At 39.7% G+C, this 19,573-nt stretch carries 16 protein-coding genes, 1 tRNA gene and 2 pseudogenes; 5 read left to right on the plus strand and 14 right to left on the minus strand.

The window, feature by feature from the left end:
* The first annotated feature begins 60 nt into the window (after window positions 1-60).
* From tsaD to J7R10_RS01855, 3 genes are all read left to right on the plus strand, one after another.
* Window positions 61-1,155, plus strand: a complete 1,095-nt coding sequence (gene tsaD / locus J7R10_RS01845) for a tRNA (adenosine(37)-N6)-threonylcarbamoyltransferase complex transferase subunit TsaD (protein WP_010705894.1) — start codon at window positions 61-63, stop codon at window positions 1,153-1,155.
* A 232-nt stretch (window positions 1,156-1,387) separates the two neighbouring features.
* On the plus strand, window positions 1,388-1,849 hold the full coding sequence (locus J7R10_RS01850; protein ID WP_010705895.1) for an EVE domain-containing protein: 462 nt from the start codon (window positions 1,388-1,390) through the stop codon (window positions 1,847-1,849).
* 297 nt (window positions 1,850-2,146) lie between these two features.
* Window positions 2,147-2,830 carry a response regulator transcription factor gene (locus tag J7R10_RS01855; protein ID WP_010705896.1) on the plus strand — a complete coding sequence of 228 codons (684 nt, stop codon included), beginning with the start codon at window positions 2,147-2,149 and terminating at the stop codon, window positions 2,828-2,830.
* 298 nt (window positions 2,831-3,128) lie between these two features.
* Here J7R10_RS01855 and J7R10_RS01860 read toward each other — a convergent pair whose 3' ends face one another.
* The 5 genes and pseudogenes from J7R10_RS01860 to argH all read right to left on the minus strand — a co-directional run bounded on the left by J7R10_RS01860 (window position 3,129) and on the right by argH (window position 9,886).
* Window positions 3,129-3,893, minus strand: coding sequence for a class I SAM-dependent methyltransferase (locus J7R10_RS01860; protein ID WP_035000854.1), 765 nt, complete (start codon window positions 3,891-3,893; stop codon window positions 3,129-3,131).
* A 248-nt stretch (window positions 3,894-4,141) separates the two neighbouring features.
* A complete protein-coding gene (locus tag J7R10_RS01865) occupies window positions 4,142-6,577 on the minus strand; it encodes a TIGR02302 family protein (RefSeq protein WP_010705898.1) in 2,436 nt (811 codons plus the stop codon).
* 390 nt (window positions 6,578-6,967) lie between these two features.
* Entirely contained in the window at window positions 6,968-8,242 is a 1,275-nt protein-coding gene (gene lysA / locus J7R10_RS01870) for a diaminopimelate decarboxylase (RefSeq protein ID WP_010705899.1), read from the minus strand.
* An 8-nt stretch (window positions 8,243-8,250) separates the two neighbouring features.
* On the minus strand, window positions 8,251-8,430 hold the full coding sequence (gene lptM, locus J7R10_RS01875; RefSeq protein ID WP_010705900.1) for an LPS translocon maturation chaperone LptM: 180 nt from the start codon (window positions 8,428-8,430) through the stop codon (window positions 8,251-8,253).
* A gap of 94 nt (window positions 8,431-8,524) precedes the next feature.
* Window positions 8,525-9,886, minus strand: a pseudogene (gene argH / locus J7R10_RS01880) (argininosuccinate lyase).
* 33 nt (window positions 9,887-9,919) lie between these two features.
* On the opposite strand from argH, the gene J7R10_RS01885 reads away from it, so the two are divergent.
* Window positions 9,920-10,585, plus strand: a complete 666-nt coding sequence (locus J7R10_RS01885; protein WP_010705901.1) for a TlpA disulfide reductase family protein — start codon at window positions 9,920-9,922, stop codon at window positions 10,583-10,585.
* Between the two features lies 1 nt (window position 10,586).
* Here the strand turns inward: J7R10_RS01885 and J7R10_RS01890 are convergent, their stop codons facing one another.
* The 7 genes from J7R10_RS01890 to J7R10_RS01920 all read right to left on the minus strand — a co-directional run bounded on the left by J7R10_RS01890 (window position 10,587) and on the right by J7R10_RS01920 (window position 17,248).
* A complete protein-coding gene (locus J7R10_RS01890) occupies window positions 10,587-11,081 on the minus strand; it encodes a YaiI/YqxD family protein (protein WP_010705902.1) in 495 nt (164 codons plus the stop codon).
* Between the two features lie 13 nt (window positions 11,082-11,094).
* Complete coding sequence (locus J7R10_RS01895; protein ID WP_010705903.1) at window positions 11,095-11,949, minus strand: YihY/virulence factor BrkB family protein; 855 nt, start codon at window positions 11,947-11,949, stop codon at window positions 11,095-11,097.
* 251 nt (window positions 11,950-12,200) lie between these two features.
* On the minus strand, window positions 12,201-13,133 hold the full coding sequence (locus J7R10_RS01900; protein WP_010705904.1) for a prephenate/arogenate dehydrogenase family protein: 933 nt from the start codon (window positions 13,131-13,133) through the stop codon (window positions 12,201-12,203).
* 344 nt (window positions 13,134-13,477) lie between these two features.
* On the minus strand, window positions 13,478-14,518 hold the full coding sequence (gene holA, locus J7R10_RS01905; protein WP_010705905.1) for a DNA polymerase III subunit delta: 1,041 nt from the start codon (window positions 14,516-14,518) through the stop codon (window positions 13,478-13,480).
* A 4-nt stretch (window positions 14,519-14,522) separates the two neighbouring features.
* On the minus strand, window positions 14,523-15,317 hold the full coding sequence (locus J7R10_RS01910; protein WP_010705906.1) for an ABC transporter ATP-binding protein: 795 nt from the start codon (window positions 15,315-15,317) through the stop codon (window positions 14,523-14,525).
* Window positions 15,310-16,206, minus strand: coding sequence for an ABC transporter permease (locus J7R10_RS01915; RefSeq protein WP_010705907.1), 897 nt, complete (start codon window positions 16,204-16,206; stop codon window positions 15,310-15,312). The genes J7R10_RS01910 and J7R10_RS01915 overlap by 8 nt, the downstream gene beginning before the upstream one ends.
* 64 nt (window positions 16,207-16,270) lie before the next feature.
* Window positions 16,271-17,248: an ABC transporter substrate-binding protein gene (locus J7R10_RS01920; RefSeq protein WP_010705908.1), complete on the minus strand. Its 978-nt coding sequence runs from the start codon at window positions 17,246-17,248 to the stop codon at window positions 16,271-16,273.
* 195 nt (window positions 17,249-17,443) lie between these two features.
* Between J7R10_RS01920 and J7R10_RS01925 the strand changes: the two genes are divergently transcribed.
* A tRNA-Gly gene (locus J7R10_RS01925) sits at window positions 17,444-17,518 on the plus strand.
* Between the two features lie 372 nt (window positions 17,519-17,890).
* Here J7R10_RS01925 and J7R10_RS01930 read toward each other — a convergent pair.
* Both J7R10_RS01930 and J7R10_RS01935 read right to left on the minus strand, forming a co-directional pair.
* A pseudogene (locus tag J7R10_RS01930) lies at window positions 17,891-18,717 on the minus strand (DNA adenine methylase).
* 140 nt (window positions 18,718-18,857) lie between these two features.
* A partial coding sequence (locus J7R10_RS01935; protein WP_208436371.1) for a phage late control D family protein occupies window positions 18,858-19,573 on the minus strand: 716 nt, incomplete at its 5' end.

Below are 19,573 nucleotides of genomic sequence, written 5' to 3' on the forward strand. Positions count from 1 at the left end.
TCTTTTCCTATCCATGATACGCAGACAACAAAGAAACTTCAACATAAGGTTTTGTTTGAAATGCATTTGTTGGGAATAGAAACAAGTTGTGATGAAACTGCTGCTGCTGTTGTTGAATACAACAATGAAGAAAGCAGCCGAATTCTTTCGAATATTGTTTGGAGTCAAATTGATCATCATGCACCCTATGGCGGTGTGGTTCCTGAAATTGCCGCCCGTGCTCATGTTGAAATTCTTGATAGTTTAATTCTAAAAGCACTCACAGAAGCAAACACACCATTAGAAGATATTGATGCCATTGCTGCTACAAGTGGTCCTGGTTTGATAGGAGGACTTTTAGTAGGCGTTATGAGTGCAAAAGCACTCTCTCTTGCCATGAGAAAACCTTTTATTGCCGTAAACCACCTAGAAGGGCATGCTTTAACAGCCGTACTAACGCATAATGTCCATTTTCCCTATTTACTGCTGTTGGTTTCAGGTGGACATACACAAACAATTCTCGTCCACGGGATAGGCAATTACCAGCGTTTAGGAACCACTATTGATGATGCATTAGGAGAAGCTTTTGATAAAACAGCTAAACTTTTAGGACTTCCTTACCCTGGTGGCCCAGCACTTGAAAAAATGGCTCTCTTGGGTGATAAAAATCGTATTCCTCTTCCACGACCTTTAAAAGGTGAAAAACGATTAGACTTTTCTTTTTCCGGCCTTAAAACCGCTGTCCGGCAAGCCGCAACAGCTATGGCTCCTCTTACAGAAAGGGATGTTGCTGACATTGCAGCAAGTTTTCAAGCAGCTGTTACCGATACCGTGCATGATCGCATTCATTTAGCTCTACAATGCTTTACTCACCATTATCCACTCTCTCATTACCAAGGGCGCCGTCCTCCTGCTTTAGTTGTTGCAGGCGGAGTTGCTGCCAACCAAGCTATACGATCGACATTACAAGAACTGGCACATCAACATGGTTTTGAATTTATAGCTCCACCTCTTTCCTTATGTACCGATAACGCTGCAATGATTGCTTTTGCTGGTGCACAAAAACTTGCACGAGGGGAAATAAGTTCTCTTGACATTGCTCCTCGTTCACGCTGGCCATTAGATGAAAAATCCCCCCCCTTAATTGGAATGGGACGCCGCGGAACAAAAGCATAAGAAAAACAAATTGGCTGCTTTTGTTATTCACACAGCGTTTTCACGCACCCTATGAGGTAAAAAAATTACCCATTTTTCTATCACAAAATGTGTCTCTAAAAAAGGAAATAAATTGATAATGCAATTCTTTACCCCATTTTAAAAATTACTCTTGATGGTGTGTTATACAGAGGCTTATAAAAAGATGTACATGACTTGTAAAAAATATCAAAGTTCATAAAAAGGAGAGCTTATGGCTTATTGGCTTTTTAAGTCTGAACCCCATAAATGGTCATGGGATATGCAAAAGCAAAAAGGTGCTGTTGGTGAACAATGGGACGGTGTGCGCAATTATCAAGCCCGTAATAATATGCGCGCTATGAAATATGGTGATAAAGGTTTTTTTTATCATTCAAATAAAGGATTAGAAATCGTAGGCATTGTAGAAATATGTGCTGAAGCACATCCTGATTCCACGTCTTCTGATCCACGCTGGGAATGTATAGATATCCGTGCACTCTGCGATATGCCAACACCTGTTTCATTAAAACAGATTAAAGCAAATCCAAAACTGAAAAATATGGTACTAGTTAATGCCTCTCGCTTATCAGTACAACCCGTGTCAGAAGATGAATGGAAAGAAATCTGTTTGATGGGCAACCTTAAAGAAACATTCCTCGTTACTCCCAATTCCATTTCACAACAGCACTCGTGAAGGATATAGCACAACCGAACACGGAAAAAACGGTAGGAATTACAGAGAAATCCTTCTAAAACGCATATGTGCTAGAAGCGTTGTACCATCTCCTTCGCGCTAAAACACAAAAATGGTTCTCATCAACTTACAAAATACTCCGTCCGCAATTCCCTACCTGTCAGCAAATAACCAGAGAAACAAAAAATTTCGTTTTTAAAAAGTTTTCTTTCTTAATTTCTCTTGCATGAAATCCCATTTTTCATGAAACTAACTCTTCACCAACTGGTGCATCAATATATTTCTATAAGGAAAAAAATGAACTGCTATACCCTTTTAATTGTTGAAGAAGATGATGATCTGCGCGCTATTTTGGTAGAACAACTGCAAATACATAAGGAATTTGAAGTCTTACAAGCAAAAACAGCTGAAGCAGGAATAATAATAGCCCAAGAGAAACATATTGATCTCACTATTTTTGGTATTGAATTTTCTGATCTTGATGGTCGTACCACTGTTAAAAAATTACGCTCCCAAGAATTTCGTGCTCCCATCATCATGATTACCAATCATGACACAAATTGCGATACTCTTTTAGATCTTGAAACAGGCGCCAATGATTATGTGACAAAACCCTTTCGCTTTGCTGTGTTATTGGAAAGAATCCGCACGCAATTGCGCCAATACAAACAAAACAATGATGCAGCTTTTCACATTGGTCCCTATAGCTTTAAACTAAAACAAAGGCTCCTCATTGATCAAGGCAATAACAAAACGTATCTCACAGAAAAGGAAGCCGCGATTCTTAAATATCTCTCTTCCACCCATGATAAAATTGTGAACCGTAAAACACTGTTAGAACAAATTTGGGGCTACAATGAAAATATTGTCACACATACCTTAGAAACCCATATCTATCGTTTGCGACAAAAAATCGAAAAAGACCCTTCCAACGCACAAATTCTCATTACCGATCAAAATGGCTATCGCTTAAACCTTTAAAATTTCTCTCACATGAGCTGGTTCAAAAACGATTTTGATACCCTCAATTTTTACTCTGAGACCCCCAAATAGAATATTTTGTGACTTAGTAAAGAGCATTCATCACTTTGCGCTTTGAATACGCATTCTGAAGAGAGCCATGTTTCTCATTATATACCATATACCCATCTTATAATGGATTAAAAAGTTGCCTGCACACCACAAGAAAGAAGCAACATGGAAAACAAGCCAAAGAGAATGACAACGCCACTTGACCATTACATAAGAAAAAGTTTTTCCTCTTGGATTTTGAGATTCTTCAGGAACGGCGTCGTGAAAGGGGAGTAGAAACAAAATAAGAAGCATTTTCATAAGCTTGTGGCGATAATGCAGGAATAAAAACACGCCGTGATTGACGACGCTGTACAAGCAAACCTTGATAAACACGTTTTTGTGCCTGACACATTAAGAGCCCACCAAAATAAGGCAAAAGATAACGTGCAAACGGCTCATAAAAAAAAGAGAATAACCGTGAAGCATAGCCCGAAGAAGGCGCATAATGTACAACTTCTTGCACTGGTCCAGCAATAAAATTTGTTTTTTCAAACAAACGAGCGATTTGTTGCCGACTATAAGGTTCACCGTAACCAAAAGGTGTACAGGCATTGCGCGCCCAAAATCCAGGGCGATGAGGAACAATAACAATTAAGTTCCCATTGGGTGCTAAAACGCGCCATATTTCATTCAGTGTTTCAAATGAATTTTCTGTATATTCAAGTGCATGAACCAATAAAATACAATCAATTGAAGCATCAGGAAGCGGCAAATCTTCTTCAAAAACAAGAGCCGTAGCAACCTTATCATTACAAGGCCAAGGCGAAGCACCCTGAGCTGCTGGCATGAAAGCGAAACATTGTTGTGCACGTGCACGCAACGCAGAAAGATAAGGAAGCGCATATCCTAACCCCATAACCCGTTTATCAGCAAGATCAGGCCACCATAAGTTTAATTGCTCACACAACGTTGCCTGAACGCGCAGTCCAAGGGCAGAATCGTAAAAATCTTTCAGTGTGACTATATCCAACTTAACATACCGTGTAGAAAAAAACTTCAAACATCACAAACTTTCATATCCCCCACTTATATGGACTTCTCCCTTTTCTCCGCAATAGCAAAAGCTCTCATATTTCATATTTAAAACCCAAAGAACAAAAAACGGCACAGAATATTTTTCATAATCCCTTCATAAAAAACACTTCATCACGCTTGTTATCTCAAGCCCTAAAAAATTTCTCATATGCTCTTTTCAACATTAGACAAAAGAAAAAGCGATTAATGAAAATGAAGCAACCTTTCAAGATAGTTTTTTTCTTCTTCCAAAATATGCTCCTTACTAAGGCGTTTACGAATTTCTTCTAAAATCCGCCGCGCATGCATTTGATCACTTTCTTGTGGTAGTGCTATACCTTCTTGCCCTTCTTGATCTGGCTTTGAAGAAAGTGAACGCCCTAATGGATCTTTAGGATCGCGCGTAGCATTTTGACTGTCGCCGGATTCTTTAAGTATTTCACGCATTTTTTCTAAAACATTTTGTGCGCCTTGCCGCAAAGATTCTAAAGCATCTGACTGATTTTGTATGGATTTCTGATTGTTTCCATGTTCAAGAGCATCTTCTGCAGAGTTCATTTTCTCTTCTGCTTTTTTGAATGCATCACTTGGTTCAAATCCTTGTTCTAACAATTCTTTTTCTAACGTTGATAATTCAGACTGCAATTCGGATTGACGTTTTTGTAAAGATTTTTTTTGCTTTTCTGGTACATTTTCTCCCCGTCGTTGTTCCATTTCTAATTGGTGTGTTTCATTGAGAATTTCCTGTTGACGACGCATTAAATCTCCAAGCTTATCCATCTTTTCTTTCATTTGTGCAGATTGACTCTGATTTTGCTTGGAACCTTGATTGCCTTTTTGAACTTGTAAATGATCAAGAGTCTGTTCAATTTCAGCCAACAACTGTTCAGCTGCTACAGAGGAACCCGTCTTAGCCATTTCTTCAATTAAATCCAGCTTTTTTTCTAATGAATCCTCTGAAAGATTGGAACGACTAAGATTATGATTGCTGGACTTGCTCTTGTCTTGTGCTTTTTCAGCCAAAGCATGAATATAATCATCCATAGCTTGGCGCAAATCTGCCATAAGCCTTTCAATTTCTGTATCTGGAGCACCATAACGAAGAGCATCACGCAAAGCCGCTTGCGCTTGTTTTAAATTTTTCTGAACGGATTCGAGTTGATTATCTTCAATACCCAACGCAATCTGCCATAAATAATCGACCACATTTCGTAAGTCATCCTCTGTTTCTGCCATAGAAAGTCTTGTCCATGCACTCTGTAGAGCAAGAAAATGTGTGATATTTTTAAGCCCATCTTCTGGACGCACAAGCAAAGCAGAAAGCATATCGAGTACACGCTCTTGTGCTAAAGCATCAAGAGCCAACAAACGACGCAATTCACTCACTGCGCGAGCAACAGGATTCGAAAAAACGCGTTGTGGTAAGGTCATAACAAAAGTTTTGCTCCGCCCTTTCTGTCCTGCACCATCTTCTGCCACCAAAGTAATTTTGACTTCTGAACCAGCCCATGGATGGGCCGATACATCTTGGACCATTCGCATTTTACCTTTTCCGCCACGCGGTAGAAGAAGCTTTATTTCAGGTGCCTTATAAAGAGAAGAAGCGCCTTTACGCTGATTACAAAAAGGCTTTATTTCAACAAAAGCCTTTGTCACTCCATAATCATCATCCAGCTCATACTGAAGTTCTAATGAACCCGTCAAAATCCGCCCTGGTTTTTCTAACCAACGAATTGTTGGGACCTGATCTTTAATCATTTGCAAATGCCATTGCTGTTTTTTATGCCGCGATGACACTTCTAAATTCATTGAACGTTCTAAGCGTGTTTCAAACTGAACGATAGGATCATTCAAAGCTATCTTTTCGTTTTTCTTAGAAAACAGAATTTCCTGTGCATCCTCTTCAGAGTTTGCTTTTACTGTAACGCCGGCACCATTAACAACACGTACAACCACATTACTTCCTTCAGGAACTGCAAATTGTGTTGCCTCACCTTGTGTTAAATAAAGAGGTGCAACACCCGTATAAGCAGGTGGCGTTACCCACGCATCAATACGGATTGATGTTTCATCGACCAGAGGGCGTAAATCGAACGCATCTGCCAAATGTCCTCCTAACGAGCCAAAAGAAAAACTAAAAGCACATACAAAAAGGAGAGCACATAAAGCTCTAAGAGCCAGAGGATCACAAGTTGCACTATTAGGATAGATAAATCCGGTTTTTAAAGAGTATAATTGTTCTGCCATACGGCGTTGATGTTCACGCCAAACAAAAGCACTAAAATCTTCATCATTCTCAAGACACAAACGATCTGTTTGAACGCTTAAAGGTTGATTTTTAAGACCGTTTGCTTGTTCAAGACGCTGATTCACTTCTCTCGTTGTAGGAAAGCGAAAATGAATAAGAAAAAACAAACTCCCTGCAGCCAAAAAAAGCATAATCCCGAGTAAAAGCAAATGTAGCCAATAACCCAGAATTCCAAAAATACCCAACCAACTAAGCGAACAAAAGAGACTGAGAACTAAGAAAAACGGTAACAACCGTATCCATATCCGCTCAAATGAGAGGATAGACCACATCAAAACGCGCGCATACAAAAGTTTTATCTTTACAAAACTTTTGATGTTTTCATTTCTCATAGACAAACATGTGTCCCCTTTTACAACGGTGAACTGAGATCTTAATCTCCTCCTCACTTTAAAGGATGAAGATTCTTAACCAGCACCCATCTGTAATCAGATTGGTTTTTCTCGAGAGAAGTCCTACCCGCTGATCACTTATGTGACTCATAATCCTTCTGAGCAAATCTTACCCTGAATATTACGTTCAACTTTATGCTTTTACACTTGGTTGACGCAAAAGAAAACTGAAATCAAACAGAAACAACGTTGTATTTTTACCCTGCATGAATACACCTTATTATTGTACTAAAAAAATATTTTATGACACTACCGATAAACCACACACAAAATAATTTTCAGACACGAAACTGTTTCACCAAACTTTAGTAAAAATAAGACCAAGAACGCTCAACAATGTTCAATCCAATCCGGAATATGATCACAACCTATCAATTGAGCATAATCAAGACGCGGACGAACAACCGCATAACGCATATGCTGAACGAGAACTTCTGGTACCAAAAGTCGACTATTGTAGGTATTCGACATCACTGCACCATAAGCACCTGCTCCCGTAATGACTATAAAATCGCCCGCTGCAACAAGCGGCATAGAGCGATTTAATGCCAAATAATCCCCTGTTTCACAAACAGGGCCAACAACATCTACATTGATCAATGGAGCATTCATCGCTGCTTTCTCTACCAGTATCACATTCTGCCACGCATCATAAAGTGTGGGACGCATAAAATCATTCATTGCCGCATCAACAATAACAAAATTGCGTCCTTCACCTTTCTTTAAATACAAAACAGATGTCACCAACACACCAGCGTCCCCAATAATACTGCGCCCAGGCTCTAGGATAATATGAATCCCTAAGGGAGCAATATGTTTTTTTACCAGTGCCGCATAATCAAAAGGAGAAGGTATTGGATGCTGCTCATGACCATAAGGAATACCAAGCCCACCCCCAATGTCGACATGGGTTATTGCATAACCACCATTCCATAATTGGCGCACAAAATCTGCGGCAATCACAAATGCATCTTCAAAGGGTTTTAAGTCACAAATTTGGCTACCAATATGAAGATCAACACCACAAACATCAAGACCAGGCAATTGGGCTGCTTTTTTATAAGCATCCCAAGCCAACGACAACGGAATACCAAATTTATTCTCAGACTTGCCAGTTGTAATCTTCTTATGGGTTTTAGCATCCACATTGGGATTAATGCGCAAAGAAACACGTGCTGTTTTTGAAAGAGCAACCGCCCGCGCTGATAATTGTTCAAGTTCTGGTTCTGATTCAACGTTAAAACAACAAATATCTTGTGCAAGCGCAAAATCCATCTCTTCAACTTTTTTACCCACACCAGAATAAACAACGCGATGAGCAGGAATACCAACAGCAAGAACACGCCGTAATTCTCCTTCTGAAACCACATCCGCTCCCGCTCCATGATTCGCTAAAAGCCGTAAAACCGCTTGATTGGAATTTGCTTTAACCGCATAAGCAATCAAACTAGGCATATCTTGAAATGCATTCTGATAGTCTTTAAGATGTGCAAGGAGTGCATTGGCTGAATAGCAATAAAAAGGTGTTCCAACATCCCGTGCAAGTTGCAAAAGTGAAACACCTTCAACGTGGAGCACATCCTGACGATAAGAAAAAAAATGCATAAAAACCTCTATTGTATCAGCCGATCAAGAACAAAAGGTTTATCTGCTTTGCTTTGAGAAATGGAAGCTCCTTGCAAAGAATCCATCACTTTCGCAGGAGGCAATTCTAATGCCCCTTTGCGCCCACACCCAATGATCATAACACTCCCCAAAAGAACAATTGTTAAATTCTTCAAAATGATTTTCATACGCCCTCTTCCCTCCTATCGATATTTCTTTTATTTTTTGAATTTACAATCCAACCATTCAGGCGGTTATAAGGCGTTTTTTCCAATAAGCAATTTAATAAAGCACTTCTGAAGGCGCCGTACCACCAAAACTTTTACGGCTTTTAACGGATTTTTCAACCGTCAAAACATCAAAAAGTGCTGCATGAATCTCTGGACAGATTGTTTGAAGTTCAACCAATGATAAATCATTCAAACTGCATTGTTTTTTTCTGCTAGTGCGACAGCCCGCCCAGTAATATGATGTACTTCACGAAAAGGAATTCCTAATTCACGTACAAGCCAATCGGCAAAATCTGTTGCGGTAGCATAACCGAAAGCAGCCGCTTGTTTCATGGCATCTTCATTGACTTGCAAATCACCAAGAATCCCTATCATTGCTTCCGGTGTTAATTCTAGACTCAAAGCTCCATCAAACACATATTCCTTATCTTCTTGCATATCCTTCGAATAGGAAAGAAGCAGTCCTTTCATCACCGTTAACAGCCCCATCAATGCACCATTGAGTCGTCCCACTTTAGCGCGCACAAGTTCCGCAGCATCCGGATTTCTTTTTTGTGGCATAATAGATGAACCCGTTGAAAAAGCATCTGATAAACGAATAAAATGAAATTGTTCACTTGACCATAGGACAATTTCTTTGGCTAAACGCGAAAGATGCGTTGCACAAAGAGCACCAGCGCTTAAAAATTCCAAGGCAAAATCACGATCAGAAACACTATCAATCGAATTGCGTGTTGGTTCTCGAAAACCTAATACTTTTGCGGTCATAAAACGATCAATCCGAAAGCTTGTTCCTGCCAAAGCAACAGCTCGCAAAGGAGATTCATTCATTCACTCAACCGCATCACGCATTCGCGATAGATCTCGACCAAACATTCCAACATAAACCATCATATAATGCAAATGTTACAGGCTGTGCCGATTGTAAATGTGTAAAATCAGGCATAAAGGTCTCAATAATGCTGTTCTGCTCGAACAAGCAATTGCTCTATCAACCTTTTTAAAGTTTGTGCGATTCTCTGTGATGCTTCACGCACCCACAAACGAAAATCAACAGCAACTTGATCATTGCGGGAACGCGCCGTGTGCAAACATCCTGCTACAGGACCAATCAATTCGTTCAATCTTGCTTCAATATTCATATGAATATCTTCAAGTTTTCGTGAAAAAATAAATGTACCGTCCTCAATTTCTTGTTGAATACATTCTAAACCATGAACAATTTTTCATAATCTGATTGTGAAATGATCTTTGTTTATGCCAACATTGCGGCATAAGCAAATGAACCTTCAATATCCTGCCGATAAAGTTTTTGATCAAAATCAATAGAGGCGTTAATTTCTTCCATAATGGCAGCAGATCCTGCCATAAATCGGCCACCCCACATTTGGTTTTTTAATTTCTCATGCGTCATACTCTCAAAGCCCCCAGTGAAAAGGACAAAATTATGTTTCCTCAAATTTTTATAAGAAAAAAAAGGCAACGTTTCCTTCTATTTTCTATTATTTTTCCCTCTTTTATTATTGCCTTGAGTATATACGCAACAATAACCCACTCTCATAAGAAAGTACAAGCAATAAACACCGATAAAGCACGAGCCGAACAAATGATGGCGATCAAAAAAGCAGCAAAAGGCTTTTTTACCCACATGCGATTTGCAGATACGCTCTCTGATATGAAAGAACTCTCTTTCAAAGATATTCAAGGGAAAGACTACAAACTTAACGACTTTACCGGAAAACCGATGCTGGTCAATCTGTGGGCTATTTGGTGTGCACCCTGCCGCACAGAAATGCCAGAATTGGCGCAATTAAAACGTGAACTTGGTGGAGAAAACTTTGATGTCATAGCTATTAATATTGATAAAACTGCTTCTCCTGAAAAAATTCAGAAATTTTTACAAGATATTCATGCCGATAATTTGCTTTACTATCGTGATGAAACAATGGATATTTTCAACAATGTCAGAAAACAAGGGCTTGCTTTAGGGCTACCCGTTACATTTCTTATCGATAAAAATGGATATCTCATTGCTTCTTTCAACGGTGCCGCTCCATGGGCGGATGACGATGCTAAAGCGCTTATAAGAGCTTTTATAAAAGAAGCACTCTAACCTAATAACCGCGCCTTTTTAAACGTTGTATAACGAGGTCCAGTGCTGACAAAAAAGCCGAACGATCTTTGTGACAAAAAGGACGCGGACCACCTGTTATATTCCCCTGTCCTCGCAAATCTTCCATAAAATTGCGCATTGCCAAAGCTTGACCAATGGAATTTACATCAAAAATACGCCCCGTTGGCGAAAGACAAAAACCTCCCGCCTTCACAACGCGTGCAGCTAAAGGAATATCACTGGTAATAACGACACTAGCCTCATGCACATGTTCTACAATCCAATCATCAGCACAATTGAACTCTCCAGAAACAACCACCCTTTCAATGAGGGGTTCATCTGGAAGAGGAAAAAACCGATTCGCCACAACAAATGTTTTAAGCTGATAACGTTGCATCACACGATAAACTTCATCTTTTACAGGGCAAGCATCGGCATCAATCAATAAAGTAATGGCAGGCTTTATGGGAATATTTGTACCTTGACTTTCACACAATAACTAAATTCTTTCAATCTTCTGAATGTTGCAAATGCTTACGATAAAACATTATCGCCGCGTTTATTTCTGCTCCAAAAATAAAAATTGCGCTTAATATGTAAAGAAATATTATGGCAACCATAACAGATGCTAACCCCGCATAGGTAGAAATATAATCAAACATTGTCAAATATTGTGCAAAAGCAATAGAAGCCATAAACCATACCAACATTGTGACAACGATTCCTGGTAAAATCTCTATAAATTTCCGTCGCTCTGCTGGTAGCCATTTATGAACAATCAAGAGACTTACAAAAAGAACAACTGCTGCAATTATGTAACGCCATAAACGAATAACACCAATATATTCAGTCATGAAAAAAGAATGATTTTGCATAATCTTGAGGAGCAAAGGTGCTAAAATCAACAAAAAGCTGATCACAACAAGACCAACAGCTCCAAGAATTACAAAAAACAAACTTTGAAAACGACAAAACAACAAGCTACGCCGTTCAACAACGCGATAAGCTTTATTTAAGGCTGTTCGTAACGCCTCTATCCCATTAGAAGCAAAATAAGCCGCTCCAATGACAGAAATCGTTAACACTCCCCGACGCTGAATGGTTAAAACATTGACAATTTCCGTAGATAGAGGCTCTACAATGACATCTGGTAATAGCTGTAGCAAAGCTTTGATTTTTTGCGGTGTGTATGTAAAAGCGCCAATAAAACTAGCAAGAGATGTCCCAAAAATAAAAAAAGGGAAAAATGCTAAAAGCCCTGAAAGAGCGATATGACTAGCAAAAACACTGCCATTATCACGCCAATAATGACTTACTGCATCAACAAGAATACGATAGCTATACCAAAAGATATTTTTTAACAAATCTTAATACTTTCTGGTAACACCCTTTCTTAATCACTCCAAGCTTTACAAAAATCACCAAAACTTAAAAAAAAACTTTTTCACTATAAGGAGCAACGATCAATATAGTCAAGCTTCACTCTATACCGAAACTGTAAAGAACAACACAACAAAATAAAAAGCCAAAGATGAATACATACAAATATCAATATGTCGATAAAATAGGTAACGCATCTCTAAAAAAAACCAGCATAATTTAATAAAACACTTTTTTACTCACCCTTTTTAGAAACATTATGACGCCCAAAATCAGGAGCATCAATTTCCTGTCCAGCTTCAATAATATTACGACGCACAGCGCGCGTACGCGTAAAAAAGTTAAACAATGTCTCACCATCCCCCAAACGGATGGCTTGTTCCAAAGAAGCAAGCCCTTCACTAAAACGGCTCAACATTTCTAAAATAGCATCTTTATTATGCAAACAAATATCGCGCCACATAACAGGATCAGAAGAAGCCAAACGCGTAAAGTCACGAAAACCTGACGCGGAATAAGCAATCACTTCGGAATTTGTCACTTTTTCTAAATCACTAGCCGTTCCAACAGTATTATAAGCAATCAAATGCGGCAAATGGGAAACAATAGCCAAAACAAGATCATGATGTTTCGCGTCCATCTTCTCGACTCGCGCACCACAAGCTTCCCAAAACGCTGTCAATTTTACTACAGCCGCAGCATCACTTTCAGCAAAAGGCGTTAAAATACACCAGCGATTCATAAACAAATCAGCAAAACCAGCATCCGGCCCTGAATATTCTGTTCCCGCAATCGGATGACCAGGAATAAAATGAACGGATTTTGGTAATAAAGGCGCCATTTCTGCAATGACCAACGCTTTTGTGGAACCAACATCACTCACAATCGCCCCTGGCTTTAAATGATCACGAATGTTTTTTGCCACCTCCGCACTTGCCCCAACAGGAACAGAAACAATCACTAAATCTGCTCCTTCAACAGCTTCTGCATTATCAGTTGTATAAAAATTCCCAAGTTCCAACTCACGTGCTCTCTTCAATGTCTCTTGCCGCCGCGTTGCGATAGAAATTTGAGCTGCGAGATTTTTCTTTTTAATCACTCTTGCCAAAGACGAGCCAATAAGACCAATCCCAATGACTGCTATTTTTTCAAATTGGATATGGAGCATCTTTCACCTTTAAAGACCTTTAATGGCAACAAAACCGCAATTTGCCTCTCTGTTTATTCAAGATCTATGTATCAAACATTTTAAAAACCACAACCGGCAAAAGAAGAAATAATGAACGTCACACGCCCCCCAATAATCGCTTAAGCAAACCACTAACAGATCATTTTTACCTGAAAAATGCACCAAAAATAAATGATAGAAGAAACCTATGCCCCATTCACCATTTTAAGAGCACCCCTTTTATTTTTCAAAACAACAAACAAATTTTATAAGAGAACAATATTTATTTCATAAAATTTTTAAGCTCTTCAAAGTAAGTGTCTTCACAAATACAACGGAAGATCTTAAGCAGCCATTTGGCGTCGTGCAGCAATTGTAAGGCCCAGCAAAACCTGACGAATGATAGCCTCTCCTAAAGACGAATTTTTACGGCTTTCTAAAACAGCACTTTGAATTCTTTCCATTGCATAGGAAATATGTTCTAACTTCCAATATCTTAAAGCTTGCTCCACTGTTCTTTTGCGTTGAAAAAAAATAGGAGGGCGCGCTTGAGAAATCACTGTAGAAGGGGATTTTCCTTCAACCTCCACTTGATAACGCAAGAGTTGTAATTGCTGAAAATGCCTTTGTGCTGTACTCAAAACAAAAAAAACTGTACCGTGCATTGCGGCATATCGGCTAAAATGGGCTTCAAAACCCGCGATATCCCCCAAGAGAAGTGCATCAACCACTTCATCGAGAGAAAGAGCACTCACATTGCTGACAATCGCTTTCACATCTTCAAGAGTCATATGGATATCAGAAGCGTAAAGACAAAGCTTTTCCAATTCACTGCGTGATACAAGACGGTCCCCTCCCAAACTTTCGTGCAACCACTTTCGTGCATCCAAAGAAAGGGTTTTCTTAAAATGTCCCAAAACCTCATCAATCAATCCATCAAGAGAACGAGCATCATCTGCAAAACAGGGAAGAGCCATTGCTATTGATGCCGTTTCAACAACATTGCGCAATCCTGTTCCTTTTTTCAAATCTCCTGCTTCAATGAGAATAAAACACGCTTCTGGTGGTTCCTCAATTAAAAGCTTTAAAGCTGTAAGAAAACCTTTTTGGTTAGCACCATTAGAAACCCATATCAAACGATCACCCCCGAAGAGTGACAAAGTACGCGCTTCATTTCCCAAGCGAGCAGGGTCTTTATCAATCTCAGCGGCATCCAAACGAACCGTTGAAAAAGGATCTTCTATTGCCACCTGCGTAAGCTTAGCAAAACGCTGTGCGCGTTCACAAACAAGACCACGATCTGGTCCATAAATGAGAATGATAGGAAAAGCACGCGAAAAACGCGCTAGGAAAGGGTCAACTTCATGCGCTTTTTTCTGAGCCAAAATATCAATCCATTAAAAGTTCATCATCATCAAAGGCTTCACCACGAACTTTTTGGAACATGCCTATAAGATCACTCACACCCCACCCTTTACGTTCTTCTTGACGCACATCCAAAATCACTTTTCCACCATGCAACATCAGTGTCCGATCTCCATGATCAAGAGCCTGACGCATAGAATGTGTGACCATAATAGTGGTTAATTTCTTCTCTTCAACAATTTTTTCGGTTAACTGCATCACAAAATCAGCCATTCCTGGATCTAATGCTGAAGTATGTTCATCAAGCAATAAAACATCTGCGTGCGCTAAAGTCGCCATAACAAGACAGACAGCCTGACGTTGTCCTCCTGATAAACTGTCCATAGGATTATGAATACACGACTCAAGACCAATACCTAATTGGGCAATTTTATCTCGAAAAAATTGTCGTTTCTTATGATCTAAAGCTGAACGCAAGCCACGACGACTACCACGAAGAGCAGCAAGAGCCAAGTTTTCTTCAATTGTTAAAGAACCGCAACTTCCCACTAACGAATCTTGAAAGACACAAGCAACTTTTCCAGCACGCTCGCTTATTGATTGTCTGGAAACATTTTGCCCATTGATGATCACTTTTCCTTCTGTAGGAAGAACTGCACCTGCTAAAACACTCAACAAAGTTGATTTACCAGCACCATTTGAACCAATAACCGTCACAAAACTTCTCTGATCAATCTTAAGATTAAGATCAATGAGAGCCTGTTTTTCCAAAGGCGTTCGTGGTTTAAAAGTAACCCCAACATGCGCAAATTCAATCATGTTTACGCCTCCCCAAATAACGTGGTACAATAAGCGTTAAAACAACCAAAAGGGCAGTGATTAATTGGAGATCTGTTGATGTATTAATACCAATCCCCTGTGCTTCAAAAGCAAACTGTATGGCAACGCGATAAAGAACAGATCCCACAATACAACTGATAATAATCCAGAAAATATTGCGTGTACGAAAGAGAGTTTCACCGATAATCACTGCTGCTAAACCGAAAACAATGGTACCAGTTCCACCAGTAATATCTGTAGCAATTGCGGTTTGAATATAAAGGGCACCTCCAAGTGCAACGCATGCATTTGAAAGTCCCATACCAAAATAAATTAATGCTGATGTATGAATCCCTTGCGCTGTAGCCATTCGTGGATTAGCGCCCATTGCTCTCATAGCAAGACCTATTTCACTTTCCAAAAAGCGCCAAATGAAAAATGCTACAACCAGCAAAACTGAACCAACAAAAAGAGGACGCACAAAAATATCAGGGAGACCAAACACACCATAAAAAGGTGTTAAAGTGGTATCGGCAAGTGCCAAATTAATATTAGACCTTCCCATAATCCCCATAATACGGAGATTAATCGTATAAAGTGCTGACATTGTTAAAATAGAAGCCAAAAGATTTAAAATGCCAAAACGCAAATTCAGCAAAGCTGTTAGTAAACCTGCTGCCATACCTGCACAAAAAGCACATGCCATAGCCGTCCATGGATTAAAATCTAAAAGAATCAAAACACCACAAACGCACGAACCAAGAAGAAATGAACCATCGACAGTTAAATCAGGAAAATCTAAAACGCGAAACGAGAGATAAACCCCAAGAGCAACGAATGCGTAAATAAGACCTAATTCTACAGCACCAGAAAACGCAAATATATTCATTCAGAATCCCACTTCACGAAAACCTAACGTATTATTATTGTATCGATATCATATCAATAAAAGTCTACTGAATGATCTTTGTTGCGCGTTCCATAACTGCCTGTGGAATGATGATACCAGCTTTTTTAGCCGCTTTCATATCAATTCGGATATCATTATTCGCTGCCTGCATAATATCCATATCACCAGGCTTTTCACCCTTTAAAATACGCACGACCATTTTTCCAGCTTCAAGGCCTACATCATAGAAATTCACGCCTTGCGTCATAAAAGGACCACGTCCAATAGAGTTAGAATCAACAGTAAATAAAGGCGTATTCGTTTCCTCTGTAACCTTTACTGCTCCCTCTAAAACAGAAAGAACAGTATTATCGGCGGGAATAAAAATGACATCTACTTTACCCACTAAAGCCCGTGTTGCTGCTTGCACATCAGAAGGTTTAGGCACCGATGAAGGTATGATTTCGATTCCAGCTTTATCTGCTACATCCTGTAACATCTTCAGTGTTGAAATCGAGTTTGCTTCAGAAGCATTATAAAGGTAACCAAGTTTTTTCAAATCTGGTTTTACTTCCTGCAAAAGCTTAAGGCTTTGTGCCACATCTATACGGTCAGAAGTTCCCGTTACATTACCACCGGGTTTAGTAAGCGAAGACACGATTTTTGCTCCAATAGGGTCAGAAATCGCAGCAAAAACAACAGGAATTGTTCTCGTAGCCGCAAGCACTGTTTGTGCTGAAGGCGTACTGATAGCAACAATGACATCAGGTTTATCACCAACAAACTTACGTGCAACTTGTATTGCTGTAGAAATATTTCCCTGTGCGGATAAAAAAGTGAGTTCGAAGTTTTCACCTTGTTTATAGCCATTTTCCGTTAGCGCATCTATCACCCCTTTACGCACCGTATCTGCAGCAGGATGTGCCATGATTTGCGTTATCGCAACTTGAACGTATTTACTATGATCATCTGCTTTTGCAAAATTATTCATAGCAAAAACAGCTGCAATGGCAACTCCTAATAGGCTTATTCTTTTCGACATTTGGCTCCGCCCCTCTTTTGTAACAATTAAAAAGTGAATAATTTATTGCTGAAGAAACTTTCAAAATCAATCTTTATTTGCTTTTTTGAACCGTACGTAAAATAAATCAAACTGAAATGTTATTTTTTTGTTGCAATTCGCAAAAGGCTACGCCATACAACAGCATCTGAAGCAGAATATGTTTCGAATCGGTGAGCGGGTGTAGCTCAGGGGTAGAGCACAACCTTGCCAAGGTTGGGGTCGTGGGTTCGAATCCCATCGCCCGCTCCATGAATTTTGTATTCAGTTGTAGCTTGCCTGTAGCTTGCCATCAGTGTAGCTTGCCAGCAGGTTTTGTATAATTTGACAGTAGGTTTTGTACCAATTTATTTTTTTCAAAGGCTTTTTTAGGCGGTTCTCAGAGCCGCTTTCATGAATTTTGTTTTGCTCTGCCCAGAATCACAATTTAAGATGATTCATTTCTTCCAATAATCCCATTATTTGACAGCTAAAATCTGTAAGATATGCATGCAGAGACCAGCAAATTTTGTCTAATTCGCATCATATTTTGTAAAAATGACCTCCTTTTCAAAGGATTTTCATTTTTTCAAAGGGTTCTCAAAGGGTCTTCAAAGACCTTTCAAAGGTCATTTAAAGACCCTCTCATGGGTCTTTTTCTGCTAAATCACAATTGGTGATGATCAGTTCCTTAGCGGGAGAAGAGCAATACGAATAAATCGTTCTCACTTCTTTTAATGTAAATTGACTGAAGGTTTCTCGTATCTCTGGCACATCATTGAGAGAGAGAGAAGAAACTTCCCTTTTAATTGTCCAAGAAGCACAGACATCGTCTGGTAATCCTCTTGCTTAAACAAATCCTTCCCATAGTAATCCTCAGCACCCCAATAAGGCGGGTCAAGGTAAAACAAGGTGTTTGTCCGGTCATAGCGATGGATAAAATCAGACCAGTCTAAATGTTCAATGGTAACATTGGATAACCGGCGATAAAGAGGTTCTAATAACGATTCAAGTTTAAGAGGATTAAACTGTGCACTACGATTAGGATCAACTCTAAATGTACGTTTGGCCACCTGACCACTAAAACTTAACCGCTGTAAATATAAAAACCGCAAAGCCCGCTCTAAATCTGTAAGGGTTTTGGGATCTTGTAACGTAAAATGTTGAAACGTCTCACGGCTACTAATCTGGAACCGCAAAAGATCCATAAAAGGATGATAATGGCGTTGCAATACCCTAAAAAAATTTACCACATCACCTGAACGATCATTGATAACTTCATATAAGGGGATCAATTTTCGCCTAAAAAATATCCCTCCCATCCCAACAAACGGCTCAGCATAAATTTTATGCGGGGTGTCTTCAATGATTTTGGTAATGGTTTTGGCTAACCTGCTTTTGCCACCAATATAAGCAGCAGCTGGTGTAATGGGATCGACAGATTTTAACGTTTCCTTGTAAAGTGTATCCATAATTTTTTAACACTCTTCCCTCTATAGTAGCCATCTTCTCATTGCTTCAAGTGATAAGAAGTGGCTGCGATGTTAAGTTGTGTTACATCGGACGGGTGTGTCTCAAACTGTTCCCGTTGGCTGGGCAACCAGCCCAGCCTCTATTCTTCTTTGTTGCTTTCCTTTCCCTTCTCTGGTGCCTCTAAGGTAATTTCTGTAGTATAGCCGCTTTGTTTCTCATAGCGGTGGGTCACGGTTTCAGCTTTCCATGGTCCATTGATTTGCTCCCGAAACCCTTGCAAAATGAGAGGTTGATCGGCCATGATTTCTGGACGCCCCTCTAAAACCAAAGAACCACTGCCCATGCTACGGCACAGCCGATCTGATTCTGATGCGGCAGCAGCTAAAGCTTCTTCTCTGCAGGTGTAGCAACCACGCAAACGCCGTGTAGGACCTTGGAGGTTTGTACGATATTTGACAGACAGTTGCTTTCCTTGCGAGCGATCAAAGTAGGTTGATTCAACGCTGCCATATTGGGTGCGTGGCTCGAGGGTAAATTCCCAACTGGAACAATCATGCTTGGCAAGAGTGATTGCCGGTAAATTGTTGCCGCTTAAAAATAAAAACTTATTGTCTTTGATGAGAAAACGTGCCTGCATACGCTCAGCAAGGCGGGTTAAAAAATCAACAGCCGATTGATCTGTACGAATCACATAAGGTAAAGTTTTGTGCGTGAATTCTGGACTGACCTTTGCTTGATAACCATGGCGTTTGGCCAGGGTTTCAACAATCTCGCCAACGGTTTTGTGATCAAAATGTTCACTTGTTTGTTCTTTGAGTTCTTTACGCATTGAGGCGCTTTTGCCACAAAGGCGCA

Origin of the sequence: Bartonella vinsonii subsp. berkhoffii ATCC 51672 (assembly GCF_902825225.1) — a bacterium.
Taxonomy (GTDB): domain Bacteria; phylum Pseudomonadota; class Alphaproteobacteria; order Rhizobiales; family Rhizobiaceae; genus Bartonella; species Bartonella berkhoffii.